Below are 12515 nucleotides of genomic sequence, written 5' to 3'. Positions count from 1 at the left end.
ATCCGTGTAGCGCTTGATCTTGAATTAGAATTTTCCGATGCCCGTGGCCTCATACCAATGAATCTCGGCGTCGCGGAGCGAGCCATCCGAGAGGCGCACTCGGGCCAACCCCTTTCGTTTGCGCCAGTTGCCGAGACCGTAGGCCTTGCGCAAACGGGGTAACTCTCTTATTCCGTTGCCACGCGCAAAGGTTTCAGGATGCGTGACGTCACCGACGATCTCGAAGTACATGCGCTCATGGTAGCGAACCGCTTTTCATATGCCAATCGCCTGAGCTCCGGAGAAAAGGGGCCAGGGTCGATTTACGGCTATCAGAGAAAAGGGGCCAGGGTCGATTTACGGCTATCGCAATTTGTAACTGTGTAAATAGTAAAGTGTCACCGTAATTGCGCAGCCCGCACATGCAGGCGGCCTGCTTTGCGAATTGCCGAGTACGCAGCCTTGAACTGTGCTCTATAGCCCGGCCCAAGTGCCACAGGATTCAGCGCCAAGCCGTCACATACGAACGCGCCTTCGTACTCGAACAGTCCGGCCTCAAACACGAACGGCGGCTCGTCTACAAGCTGATTGAGCGGCGTAGTGAGCGCCTTGACCTCGTAGGCGTTCTGAATCTCCTTGTCCAAGAACACGGCGAAGGTCCTTGTGTGGCGAAGGTAGACCCAGTTGTCAACCTTCATGGTTCTGACCGCCGACACTACAGATGCCTCAACTGGTCGCCCCTGTACCTCGAGGTCCGCGATGGCTTGCTCAACCAAGTCGCGCTTGTCTTTCGCGTGCGTCCGCGCCGCCGCGAGGTCGCCTGTGATTGAGTCCGATCTAGCAAGTCCCGCTTCGTCCAGTACGCGGAGGAGGATGGCTTTGTAGCCTTCGATGAAGCGAAGCGCGGAGTCACGTGGGAGTAGCATTTCTGCGGCCTAACGCCTGAATTAAGCCGCGCCGCGAAGCGGCGTCGGCTTGAATGAATTGTTAGGCTGCGGCCAGCTTAAGCTTGCCAACACGCTTCAGATCGATGTGCTGCCGGGCAACCCACAAATCATGGGCATCTTGCATGGCGAGCCAACTCTCAGGAGAGCGACCAACAGCCTTGGAAAGACGGAGGGCCATCTCCGGAGTGACCCGGCTGGTGCCCTTGAGTATGCGACTGAGCGTGGAAGCCGCAACATCCAGTTTTTCCGCGAGCTCGCGGCCGCTGATCCCATAGGGCTCAAGGTAGATGTCGGTGATGAACTCACCAGGATGTGGGGGGTTGTACATAGCCATCAGTGATAGTCCTCATAGTCCAAAACGTAGGCGTTCCCATCTTGGAACTGGAACGTTAGTCGCCAATTGCCGTTGACCGTTATAGACCAGCGCCCCCGCATTTGCCCTTTGAGCGGATGCAGCCTGACGCCGGGGATGTCCATGTCCTCGACAGCCTGCGCAGTGTCCAAGGCCGCTAGTTGCATCCGGAGCCGCTTGATGTGGCTGGCTTGGACGCCTGAGGTGCTGCCGGTCTCAAAGAGCTTTCGCAGGCCTTTGTGCCGGAACGACTTGATCATGGCGCCACCGTATCACGTTGCGCACCACGCAACAAGGGGCCTAACGTAGAGCTAACCGGCGCTGCGCCGCTGTTTGGCGCAGCGTCCAGCGACCGTAGGGAGCGAGGTTGAGTGGGAAATGGGGGGCAGACCACGATTAATCACGAAAACTCCAATAAATCGTGGTCTGTCCGCTATTTTCCTATTTTCGCGAATAGTTTCTGCTCAAGCGCCGAGTCAGTAATTAGGTAAATAGTAAGGTGTCACCGTAATTTCAAATGTCCGGTGCAACCATTTGTTAGGCAACCGGCGGCACCTACGCATCTTCCTTGATCCCGAAGATGACCGTTGTATTGTCTTCAGGGTCGCGCCGTCTGGTCTCCAACACCTCACTGATTTTTGCATCAACTGTGAAGGAATATGAACGTGTCACCGACTGGGCTGAGCCGTTTTCCCGGTATTCAATTATCAGTTGATACTTGCCCTGCACTAACGCGACGTTTGAAAGTCCTTCCGGATCATCACCAACAGCAAAAAACTTCAACGTATGTTGAAACCCGGAATTTCCATGGACGAGAATTGGCGTTGCCCGCTCTAGATCTACCCAAGCGTATTTCGCCATAGGATTCTCCGCAGCAAAATACTGCCAAGACAACAACCATTCCTGTCCGTTGCTGGCTTTGAGCTTTAACTGAATTTCGTTGATTACGCTGCCTTTGGCCCCGTCGTTCGCTATCGTCACAGGTAGATAGGCGCAAAATTGTCCTTTAAGGTAATAGACGGTGAAGCGAAAGTTTGCGAGCACAGAAACTTCAGCGCTTCGATTCGCTAATTTGTAGCCAAGTGCGGCACCCGAAAGTGCTCCAACGATGCTGCCCAGAGCCCCGATCAAACCGCTTGCAACAACTGCGTCCATTTCTCCCTCCCCTCAAATAGGTTGCCTAACTTTGAATTAGAAAATAGGGGACAGACCACGATTAATCACGAAAACTCCAATAAATCGTGGTCTGTCCCCAGTTATTCCCCAGTTATTCCAATCGTGGTCTGTCCCCAGTTATTCCCCAGTTATTCCAGTTATTTCCCTCAACGAATTGTTAGCTTTACGGCTCTCCATCGAGGGCGTCTTTAACTCGATCACAAGCCTCCAGGGCCGTTCCTGAACAAGACACACAGGAATGAACATCCACTGATGCTACTTTCAAAGAAATCTGGCTCATCGGGAGTGTGTCCGCCCTGTTCCGAACCTTTTTTGCCCGCTCTTGGTTGACCCTCATTTCCTCGCCACAAACGTTCAGAGCCGCAAGATCATCTGTGTCTCGATACTGCTCCATCCCACGACCAGCCATAAGGAGATGCTCAATCTCTTTTTTGACCTCAGACACCAGGCTCGCATGGTCGGATTTAGCCTGTTGAATAGATTCCTCAGACCCCAGCATGTAAGAAACCGAATGCTTGACTACCTTCCCACCCACTGACGAGTCTTGGACGAGATCCCCAGTCAAGTGTTGCCCTATATCGCCGACCACAGATTGAACGTCGGTAGGCTGGACTCGCGGTATAGGCATGATAATTTCGGCCGTGTAGTACCCAGCTTCAAGTCCTCTGGACTGTCGGCTAAATGGGCCGACTGAAAAGCGACCGTCAGTTACGGTCGCTTTGTCTTGTGCGGAATATCCAACAGCCTCATTGGATAAGGTAACGAGTAGACTTGTTTGGTCAGGAAGGTTCGTTTCTCCAGAAACCAGAAGCCGATCATTATCAGCTCGTGTAACCTCGGCATTTAGGCGAACATCTTCCGACATGATGGAGGTTGGGTTGACTGGCGCTTGTGTAGGAGACTGATCGGAATTACCGCCCCCGTCCGAGCAAGCGGCAATACTTAGACCAATTGAAAGCATCAATGTAAGGAGGAGAAAGTTTTTCATAGGTATTAGTGCTCCGAAAATAGACAGCTAACTTTGAAGTCGACGAACGACCATTTCGGTCAAGCTTCCGCTTAAATCGCTGACGCACAACACCGAGCGCTCACAATCACGATGGATATCGCACTCAGTCAACGCTTTAGGCTGCCTAAAAATCGGCCGATCATTCTGGTTGTCGGCGGCTCGCAGCTTTTCGGTCATTGGTGTCGTTCGGCTGCCAAGGCGATGGGGCTGCTGGTGGGTTGGACCATGCCCCATTGCGTGACTAATGTCACGTCGCGTTGGGGTTCGTGGGGCGCCGTCGTTTCATGGGCGCTCGGCGTTTTGGTGGGCTGTTGGTGGGGTGAGTGACAGGGCTTGCCCGTCGCGCCCCACCAACACGTCCAATGCCACCAGATAAAGGGCGGTCTGCACCGGCTTGTTGGGCCGCAAGGCGGCCATTAGCTGGCCGTATCGGTCAATTTGCGCGCGGTATTTTTCTGCGGCTGCTTTTATCACGGCGGTGGGTTGGCGGGCGTCATCGCCGGGGGCGGCGAGTTTGTAGTCGATGATCCACAGCGTGCCGTCGTGGGTTTCGAAGCAGCGGTCGATGATGGCGCTGGTCCATTCGCCGTCGATGTAGGCCGCCACGGGGTATTCCGAGGCGGCCCACGGCCATGGGGCGAGAATGGCCTGGCCGGTGGGGCTGGCGAGGGTGCGGGTGACGGCGGTCATCACCTCGTTGCTGAGGGTGTCGATCTGGTCTGCCCGCAAGCCGGCGCGGTGCAGGGCGGCCTGCATGGAGGCCAGACGCCGCGCCGGGGTTGCCTGCCACTGTGCAATGCCTTCGATCGAGATCGCTTCCATGGCCTGGTGGAATAGCCGCCCGCGCCATTGCGCCACCCGGTCGCCGTCGGCGGCCAGGGCGTCGTCGTCGGGTGTCAGCACCCGTTCGGACGGGCGCAGGCTGCGCCGCTCCACGGGCACGGCCAGGCCCCAGGTGCTGTCGGCATCAAGCACGGTGTCGGCGCTCAGCGGCAGGCGCGGGGACAGGGGCGCACGGCTGCGGTCGGTGGGAGCGGGCTCGACGGCCTCGGGCACGGCGCGCAGCGGAAATTCGATGCCCAAGCGTTGCGCGAAGCTGTTGGCCTCGAAGACCAGCGGCGCGTCGGCGTCGTCTTCCTTGAGTTTGCCGGTGGCCAGCAGGTGCAGGTGCTGCTTGGCGCGGGTGGTGGCGACGTAGAGCAGGCGCAAGCCTTCGGCCTGTTTGATGGCTTTGTCGCGGCCGGTGCTGAAGTCGAACAGGCGGCACCAGTCGTCGTCCGCATCCAGTGACGACGGCGGTTTGGGGATGAGCAGCGGCGCCTGCCCCGGCAGGTCCAGGCGGGTGAGCAGCGGCTTGCGGTCGCCGCGCGTGGCCTTGCCGCAGCCCACCAGCAGCACTTCGTCGAACTCCAGCCCCTTGGCGCGATGCAGGGTCATCAGCTGCAGGCGCTGTTGGCCTGGCTCGGCATAAAGCCGTTCGACGGCGCGCTGCAGGGCGGACAGGTCCAGCTCGCCGGCGTCGGCGTGTTGGGTAATCAGTTCAAAGGCACGGTCCACATCCAGCCGGTCTTGCGGGCTCAAGCCCGCGTCGCCGCCCAGCCGTTGCCACAGGGCGCGCACGGAGGCGGGCAGATCGGCGCGCAGTCGCGGGTCGGCGTCGAGGCTGTCCAGCGCCTTGAGCAGACGGCTGACGCGACGGCCGCCGTCCGCGCTGAGGCTGGTGCGGTCGGCGTCGCGCAGGCGGGAGAGCCACGGCAGTTTGCGGCGGCCGGTGCTGAGGGCAATCAGGTCCGCCCAGCACAGCCCCACCCACGGCGCGCGCAGCCAGATCAGCCACGCCAGGTCATCGGCGGCATGCCAGCGGGCGCGCAGGCAGGCCAGCAGATCGCGCACGGCGGGGCGGCTGGCCAGCGGGTCAATCTCCACGCCGCTGAAGGGAATCTGCCGCTGGCGCAGTTCGGCAATCAGCGGCGTGAGGTGGCGGCGGGCGCGGGCCAGCACCGCCACGGTCTCGCTGCGGGCCAGTGCGGTTTCGATCAGGTTGGCGCTGTGCACCGCCTCGGCGGCCTCGTCGGCAAAGCCGAACAGGGTCACGCCGCCGCCCTGCGCGGCCTTTTGCGCGACGCCGTGGCTGAAGGGCACTTCGCCGCCGTCAAGATCGGGCACGTCGGGAAAGCACGGTGCCAGCGCGTCGTTCACCCACTGGACCACGGCCGGGTCGGAGCGGAAGTTGGCGTGCAGCGCCACAACCTCCAGCGGCAGCGCGCCGAGCTGACCGTCGCTGATGAGCTGGGTGAAGACGCGCACGTCGGCCTTGCGGAAGGCATAGATCGACTGCTGCGGATCGCCCACCAAAAACAGCGAGCGGCCATCGCCGGGTTGCCAGCCTTCGGTGAGTTGTTGCAGCAGCGTCACCTGGCTGGCCGAGGTGTCTTGCATTTCATCAACCAGCAGGTGGCGAATTTGCGCATCGCGTTTCAACAGCGCCTCGCCAAAGGCGCCTTCGGGCCGCAGCGCTTCATTGGCGGCCAGCGCCACTTCAACAAAGTCGGTTTCGCCGCGCCCGCTCATCACCAGCCGGTGGTGGGCCAACAGGTGGCGCAACACCACGCGCAACTGGCCGCGCAGCACCGCCAGCGCCGGGCTGAGGCGTGGCGGCGGCAGGGTGAGCAGTTGCGCGGCGGCCGCTTCTAGTTCGACGTCGCCTTCGCGGTCGGTCATCAGCCCCTTCATTAACTGATGCTGCGACGTGCCGGCTTTGAAGCCGGTATCGGCACGGATGCCTTTGGGCTTGCGCAGGGTTTTGTCGGTTTTGGTGACCAGGCTGCCAGCCAGTTGGCGATAGAGCGTGTCCTGCTCGGGGTCGACCGCTGGCCAGCAGGTCAGGTCCAGCGCCCAGGCAAAGTCGGGGTAGTGGGGTGCGGCCAGGCGCAGCGCTTCAATCAGGGTGGCGCTGTCGCGACCCAGCGCGTCGGTGAGCGCTTGTTGTGCCTCGCGTTGCAGGTCCACCAGCAGCGCCAGCGGGGCTTCGTCGTCGGCTGCGCCCAGCAGGTCGCGGTTCCACTGGTCGCGGCGCTCCATCAGGTCCACCAGCGACTGGGTGAGGCTGTCGAGGCGGTTGTCCACCGAGGCCAGCAGGCCGCTGGCGGCTTCGAACAGTTGGGCGTCGGCGTCCGGGCGTAGGGCGGCGTCGAATACGGCGTCCACGGCGGCTTCGATCAGCCCGCGCGGGTCGTCGCTGACGGTGAGCCGCCCGCCCAGCCCCGACAGCAACGGCAGCTCGGCGGCAATGGCGGCGTTGAGGCCGTCGATGGTTTGCGCACGCAGCCGCGACGGCGTGGCCGCCAGCGACCAGCCCAGCGCCGCATCACGAGCACGCACCGCCTCGGCCAGCGTGAATTGCTGCAGGGCGTAGGCGTCGTCCTCCGGCGGTCGGGCGGTGTCGGTGAGCGCGGCCAGCACGCGGTCGCGAATTTCGGCCGCGGCCTTGGTGGTGAAGGTGATGGCCACCACCTGCTCGGGGCGGTCGCAGGTGGCCAGCGCGGCTAAAAAGCGTTGCACCAGCAGGCCGGTTTTGCCCGAACCGGCAGGGGCAATGGCCACCACGTGGCGGTCCAGCCGCAGGGCTTCGGCACGCGCGGCGTGGTCGGGCGGGTTCATTCGTCGCTCTCGCCGTCGTCGTTCACATCGGGATCAACCAGGTCGCGGTAGGGCGCGTGGTTTTGCGTCAGGCGTGCAGGGTCAACGCCCGCGCAGCCTTCCTGGATGGCGGTGGCGGCATCGCGCAGGGTGTATTCCCACGCCGCCAGTTGCTCGGGCCAAGTGAGGCTTTGGGTGCGCGTGTTGGTTTTTTTGGTGGGTGGAATCAGGTATTGCGCCCACGCGGTGCGCGCCGACAGCGCCGGGTGCCCGGCCTTCAGGTGCGCAAAGGCGATGCCGCCCAGCGGTTGAAAGTCGGGCAGTTGCCGCGCCAGCACGGCATACAGCGGCAACTGCGGCGCCTTGAGGTGATCGCCCTTCCAGCCGCTGGGGTTGGCGTCGGCGCCGGTTTTGTAGTCGATCAGCAGCACCTGCGGGCCGTCGGCGGTGGTGACGCTGTCGGCGCGGTCCAGCCGTAAATGGATGGGCAGGGTGTCCCACTCCGTGCGCAGTGACTTTTCACAGGCGATGACGGTGAACGGCTCGCTGCGGCGGCGCTCGTGGCCCAGCCATTCGGCCAGTTGCGAGATGAGGCGGCGCCGCTCCAGCGCTACCCACGCGGCGCCGAAATGGCGGGCGTGCAGGCCGCTGGCGATGGCGGCATCCACGGCCTCGCCGATGGCGGCCTCGAAGCTGTTGGGCGCCAAGGAGTGCAGTGCGGCTGAGGTTTTGTGGGTTTTCCAGAAGTGCATCAGCGCGTCGTGGCTGAGGCGGCCCTGCACGCCGGGCGGCACGCCGCGCGTGCGGCGCGGCAGTGGTTTGCTGCTGAGCCGGTCCACCACCACGGTGAGCAGCGGGGCAACGAAGAAGCGTTCGAAGGTGCCGGCACTGGCGGCGACCTCTTCGGCGGGTCGCAGCACCGGCACCGGGTCGTCTTCGGGCAATGCCGGGTCGGGCAGGGCGCGGCTGCGCCGGGGTGGGGCCGCGTGCGGTTCAAGATCACAGCCGGCCGGTGGCGTCAGCGGTTGGCCCAGGCTGTCCACCGCGGGCATGAAGGCTTCGCAGTGCTGCGCCAGCGCCATGAGGGCCTGGCGCACGGCGCGCGCATTGGCGGCGGCCAGCAGCGGGTCGGCGTCGGGCACACCGCCGTCACGCTGTTCCGCGAACGGCAGCAGCGGATGCGGCCCGGCGCTGCGCGCCGTGGTCTCGACATTGGCGAAGATCAGTCGGTCGGACGGGATGCCGAGTAGCTGGGCGGCCGTGCCGATGAGGATGGGCTGGGCGTGCTCCACACGCGGTTGGAACGGGCTGTTGAGCACCTCACCCAGCCATTGTTGGGCGGCCGATGCCGAGATCGGGCCGAGCAGCCGGTCGAGCTGACCCAGCCGCTCGCTGGCCTCGAACAAGCGGCGCTCCAACTGAAACAGATGGCTGTCGGCCTGGGTGGCGCCCAGCGGCCGGATGGCGCGCAGCCGGGCCAGCAAGTGCGCTTGCCAGTCACTCGGCAATGCGCGGCGCGGTGCCTGTTCCAGCACCGCAATGAGCGCCGCCAGCCGCTGATGCAGCGATGGCGGCGAGAGGGTCAGCAGCTCTTGCGCGGCCAGTTGGGTCCAGCCGGCGTCGAGGATGCGGGCGTCGAGTTTGGCGGCGGCCAGCGCCGCATCGCCGCCGAGCAACGCCGGGTTGAGCAGAATCGTTTGCCAGTCATGACTGCGTTGCGGACGCAGGCTCAGCGACGCCAGTGACAGCCAGCCGGTCGCCAAAGCGGTGTCGCGTAGACGGCCGGCGCTGGCCCAGCGCCATGGCAGGCGATCACTCAAACCGGGTTGGTGACGCCACGGGGCCAGCACTTCGGTGAGGGCGGCGTCGAGGCCGGCGCGGTGGCTGTCGAGGTCGTCCACGACCAGCAGCACGCGGGCATCGGGCTGGTCGTTGAGCATTTGCAACACGCGCTCGGCAATGGCGCGGAACTGGCTGTGCCGGTCGGGACACACCTGGACGGTCGGAAGCGGTCGGGCGGCGGTGTCGGCCGCGGGCAAGCCCCAGTGCGCCCACAGCGCCTGATGGCTGGGCAGCAGCGGCCCCCAGCCTTGTGGATGCTGGACGGCGGGCGGCGTGGTTGGCGGTGGCTGGGCCAGCAGTTGGTCGGGCAGGTGGCTGGCGGGCAGCACCTTGAGGGCCGTCATGCGGGTCTGCACTTCGGCCTGCCAGCGCTGGAAAAGACGCTGCTCCAGCGTGTACAGCGGCGCACCGGTGCGAAGGCGGTAGTGGTGTTGCAGATCGTCGGCGGTCATCGCCAACCGGGCAGTGGCCTGCGGGGCGAGCAGCGGCGGGGTTTGGGCGTCTTCGGTCAGCACCATTTGCCACAGCGCCAGACGCTGCACGTCGTTGATCAGCCCTTCGGCCGGCCAGCCGGCGGCCCAGCGCTGCTCAATGTGGCGGGTGAAGCCGATGAAGCCCGGTGGCGTCCAGACCTGAGCGCCCGCCGCCCGCTGCGTCATGGCGTAATCGAAACCCGCTTCGCGGGCAGCGAGATCATTAGGCAGCAGCACGGTCATGGCGGGGTGGGGGCCAAAACGCGAAACCCCTCGCGGCGAGGGGTTTCATGTTGGGTCACTGTTCGAGCATCGCCAGCTTGTCGGGTTTGCCGTCCCACTCGGCGGCATCGGGCAGCGGGTCTTTCTTTTCTGTGATCACCGGCCACTTTTTGGTGAGCGCCACGTTGAGGTCCAGAAAGTGCGCCTGGTCTTCCGGCAAGTCGTCTTCGGCAAAGATCGCCTCGGCCGGGCATTCCGGCTCGCACAGCGTGCAGTCGATGCACTCTTCCGGGTCGATCACCAGAAAGTTGGGGCCTTCATGGAAGCAGTCCACCGGGCAGACTTCGACGCAGTCGGTGTACTTGCACTTGATGCAGTTGTCGGTAACGACAAAGGTCATGTTGAGGGGTCCTGATCAGGGGCGGCAGGCAAGCGCGCCGGGCAAAAAATTGACGCCATAGTGTAATGGAAGCCGTTACCGCGCCGGGAGGCGAATCACTTCGTGATGGACCCTCGCCACGCCTTGCCGACGGTCTTCGAAGAAGGCGCGCAGGGCGATGTCGATGGTGGGAAAGGCAATCTCGCGCCAGGGAATGTCTTCCTCGCGCATCAGGCACACCTCGCTGCTCTCGGGCGTGGGTCCGAAATGGGCATCAGCGGCCAGGGTGCCGTGATAAAGGATGTACACCTGATCAACGCGCGGAATGTCCATGATCGCCACCAGTCGGCCCATGGTGACGGCGGCCTGCGACTCTTCAAAGGTTTCGCGCGCCGCACCCTCGGCAGTGGTCTCACCCATCTCCAGATAGCCGGCCGGCACCGTCCATTTGCCGATGCGCGGCCAGATGTCGCGCTTGCACATCAGGATGCGGCCGTTGGGCGCCTCGGGGATGCAACCCACAACCATTTTCGGGTTGACGTAATGCACCGCGCTGCACGCCGGACACACCGCGCGCGGCTGGTGATCACCGTCAGGAACACGTTGCTCGACGGCGTGGCCACAGGCGGAGCAGAACTTCATCAATGGGGGGTCACGGCGTGTGGGTGAACGAGGGCGCGATTTTGACACGGTCGCCGATCTGCAGCGCGGCGCTGAGTTCGGCGATGTCGTGGTTGTGCATGCGGATGCAGCCGTAGCTGGCGGCCTCGCCGATGGAGGCCGGGCGGTTGGTGCCGTGTATGCCGATGCGGTCCTGCAGTTGTACGTAGATGTCGCCCAGCGGGTTTGCCGGACCGGGCGGCACGGTGGCCGGCAGCGGGTCGCCGCGCCTGGCGTAATCGCGCCGCACCGTCGGTGGCGGATACCAGGTGGGACGGTGATGAATGTTTTCGACCGTGAACGTCTGTAGCGGCGTCGGCGTGCGCGGGCTGCCGACCGCCACCGGATAGCTGCGGACCTGATGGTCGTCGATGCGCAGGTAGAGGCGGCGCGCGTCGCGATCAACGATGACCCGCAGCGCCGGGTCGGGCCACGGGCCCAGGTCGGGTGATCTCAGTTCAGACGACGGTTGTGGTGGCGGAGTTGGCAGGTCGGTGGCGACCCATTCGAGCGGGGGTTCCGCATAGATGATCAGGGTCAGCACGCCACTCGCGTCGCGCAGCTCGCGGTATTCGCGAATGCGCCAGCCGGCCTGTTGATACACCCACGCCAGCGTGTCGAAACGCCAGTCGGCCGGGTCGCCCAGCGTTGGGTCGTCGGGCGGCGGGTGGGCGAGCACGCGGCGCAACTGGTTGCGGTCAACGTCGGCGGGCAGCGGCGCCTGCAGGACAATTTTCGGCTGCTGATCCGTTTCGGGCTTACGCATCTCGGGCGCCCCGGCGGCGCAGCCCGCCAAGAGCAGCGCGGCAATGAAAAGGACGAGAGGGCATCGTGCGAGGTCGCGCATCCCCAAGGCTAGCAGCGACGTGCTGGCAACGCCTCTATCGATGCGCCACCATGCGCGCCCAACCCCGCAGGTGACGCACCGGCACCGTATGAAAAAACAGCGACTCGAACACCATTACCCGTTCCCGCGTGACCGCTTGGTCGACTTTCTAATGAGCCGCGCATTTCACGAGGCCAAGTACCCGGCGATGGGCCGCGATGATGCCGAGGTGTTGTCGGCGCAGCGCAGCGATGACGTGTTTGAAGCGGTGGTGCGCTACCCGGCCACGGCCGATGGCCCGCTGCCGGCGTTCATCAAGAAGCTGATCGGTGAGCGTGTCAGCCTGACGCAGACCGACCGCTGGGATTGCCGCGCGTTGACCGGCACGATCAACGTCACCATCAAACCCGGACCCGGCGTGCGCATTGATGCCGATGTACAGCTGCTCGACTAGGGGGCGACCACGCTGCTGCGAATGGACTGGCGGGTCGAATGCCGGGTGCCGTTGATCGGTGGCAAGGTTGAAGACTTTCTGGTGGGCGACTTGATCAGCAAGGCCGCCACCGACGAGCGCGCCGCCATCACCGCCATCCGCACCGCCCTGGAGACTTCATGACCGAGCCTGACGAACCCGAGTTGCCGAGCAAGCCCAAGCCCGCCGCAGGCAACAGCCTTTGGGACACGGTGTGCAGCGTCGCCGCGTCGTTCTTTGGCGTGCAGACGCAGAAGAACCGCGAGCGTGATTTCACCCAGGGCAAGGCCTCGCACTTCATCATCATCGGCGTGTTGATGACGGTGCTACTGGTGGTTGGATTGGTGGTGATCGTGCGGGTGGTGTTGAAACAGGCGGGGCTTTAGCCAGGCTTCGTTCCGTGCCGCGATACGCATTTGGCTGCGCCAAGAGACGACTCGGGGTGAATGGTGTTCAACACCCATCAAACGACCGTAGGGTGGATAGAGCGCAGCGAAATCCACCACGCGAGGTTGGAGGTTTCACGGCGGGTTTCGCTG

The 12515-nt window shown here is 63.7% G+C and carries 14 protein-coding genes; 3 read left to right on the top strand and 11 right to left on the bottom strand.

The window, feature by feature from the left end:
* Nucleotides 1-24: 24 nt before the first annotated feature.
* The 11 genes from U741_RS0113510 to U741_RS18610 form a co-directional block, all read right to left on the bottom strand.
* Complete coding sequence (locus tag U741_RS0113510; protein WP_029890984.1) at nucleotides 25-231, bottom strand: hypothetical protein; 207 nt, start codon at nucleotides 229-231, stop codon at nucleotides 25-27.
* 146 nt (nucleotides 232-377) lie between these two features.
* Complete coding sequence (locus U741_RS19305) at nucleotides 378-677, bottom strand: hypothetical protein (RefSeq protein ID WP_152551616.1); 300 nt, start codon at nucleotides 675-677, stop codon at nucleotides 378-380.
* A 289-nt stretch (nucleotides 678-966) separates the two neighbouring features.
* Nucleotides 967-1260 carry a HigA family addiction module antitoxin gene (locus U741_RS0113500; protein ID WP_029890982.1) on the bottom strand — a complete coding sequence of 98 codons (294 nt, stop codon included), beginning with the start codon at nucleotides 1258-1260 and terminating at the stop codon, nucleotides 967-969.
* The gene (locus tag U741_RS0113495) at nucleotides 1260-1538 is read right to left on the bottom strand and encodes a type II toxin-antitoxin system RelE/ParE family toxin (RefSeq protein WP_029890981.1); all 279 of its coding nucleotides are present in this window, start codon (nucleotides 1536-1538) and stop codon (nucleotides 1260-1262) included. The genes U741_RS0113500 and U741_RS0113495 overlap by 1 nt, the downstream gene beginning before the upstream one ends.
* A gap of 295 nt (nucleotides 1539-1833) precedes the next feature.
* Entirely contained in the window at nucleotides 1834-2433 is a 600-nt protein-coding gene (locus U741_RS0113490) for a hypothetical protein (RefSeq protein WP_029890980.1), read from the bottom strand.
* Nucleotides 2434-2617: 184 nt separating this feature from the next.
* Nucleotides 2618-3442: a hypothetical protein gene (locus U741_RS19300; RefSeq protein WP_152551615.1), complete on the bottom strand. Its 825-nt coding sequence runs from the start codon at nucleotides 3440-3442 to the stop codon at nucleotides 2618-2620.
* A gap of 303 nt (nucleotides 3443-3745) precedes the next feature.
* On the bottom strand, nucleotides 3746-7123 hold the full coding sequence (locus U741_RS0113475) for a UvrD-helicase domain-containing protein (protein WP_029890978.1): 3378 nt from the start codon (nucleotides 7121-7123) through the stop codon (nucleotides 3746-3748).
* Nucleotides 7120-9660 carry a PD-(D/E)XK nuclease family protein gene (locus tag U741_RS0113470; RefSeq protein ID WP_029890977.1) on the bottom strand — a complete coding sequence of 847 codons (2541 nt, stop codon included), beginning with the start codon at nucleotides 9658-9660 and terminating at the stop codon, nucleotides 7120-7122. Before U741_RS0113470 ends, U741_RS0113475 begins: the two co-directional genes overlap by 4 nt.
* Nucleotides 9661-9715: 55 nt before the next feature.
* Nucleotides 9716-10039 carry a ferredoxin FdxA gene (fdxA, locus tag U741_RS0113465; RefSeq protein ID WP_029890976.1) on the bottom strand — a complete coding sequence of 108 codons (324 nt, stop codon included), beginning with the start codon at nucleotides 10037-10039 and terminating at the stop codon, nucleotides 9716-9718.
* 75 nt (nucleotides 10040-10114) lie between these two features.
* Nucleotides 10115-10660, bottom strand: coding sequence for an NUDIX hydrolase (locus U741_RS0113460; RefSeq protein WP_029890975.1), 546 nt, complete (start codon nucleotides 10658-10660; stop codon nucleotides 10115-10117).
* A gap of 10 nt (nucleotides 10661-10670) precedes the next feature.
* A complete protein-coding gene (locus U741_RS18610) occupies nucleotides 10671-11444 on the bottom strand; it encodes a L,D-transpeptidase (RefSeq protein WP_200872731.1) in 774 nt (257 codons plus the stop codon).
* A 169-nt stretch (nucleotides 11445-11613) separates the two neighbouring features.
* Between U741_RS18610 and U741_RS0113450 the strand changes: the two genes are divergently transcribed.
* From U741_RS0113450 to U741_RS0113440, 3 genes are read left to right on the top strand one after another with little or no spacing between them, the layout of a single operon-like run.
* Nucleotides 11614-11958, top strand: coding sequence for a DUF2505 family protein (locus U741_RS0113450; protein WP_029890973.1), 345 nt, complete (start codon nucleotides 11614-11616; stop codon nucleotides 11956-11958).
* Nucleotides 11959-11979: 21 nt separating this feature from the next.
* Nucleotides 11980-12120 carry a hypothetical protein gene (locus tag U741_RS19435; RefSeq protein WP_161776227.1) on the top strand — a complete coding sequence of 47 codons (141 nt, stop codon included), beginning with the start codon at nucleotides 11980-11982 and terminating at the stop codon, nucleotides 12118-12120.
* A complete protein-coding gene (locus U741_RS0113440) occupies nucleotides 12117-12362 on the top strand; it encodes a DUF2970 domain-containing protein (protein ID WP_029890972.1) in 246 nt (81 codons plus the stop codon). Before U741_RS19435 ends, U741_RS0113440 begins: the two co-directional genes overlap by 4 nt.
* Nucleotides 12363-12515: the final 153 nt, after the last annotated feature.

Origin of the sequence: Polycyclovorans algicola TG408, assembly GCF_000711245.1 — a bacterium.
In the GTDB taxonomy this organism is placed as follows: domain Bacteria; phylum Pseudomonadota; class Gammaproteobacteria; order Nevskiales; family Nevskiaceae; genus Polycyclovorans; species Polycyclovorans algicola.
Note: the sequence above shows the minus strand (reverse complement) of the source record. Positions and strands in the feature narration are given on the sequence as shown.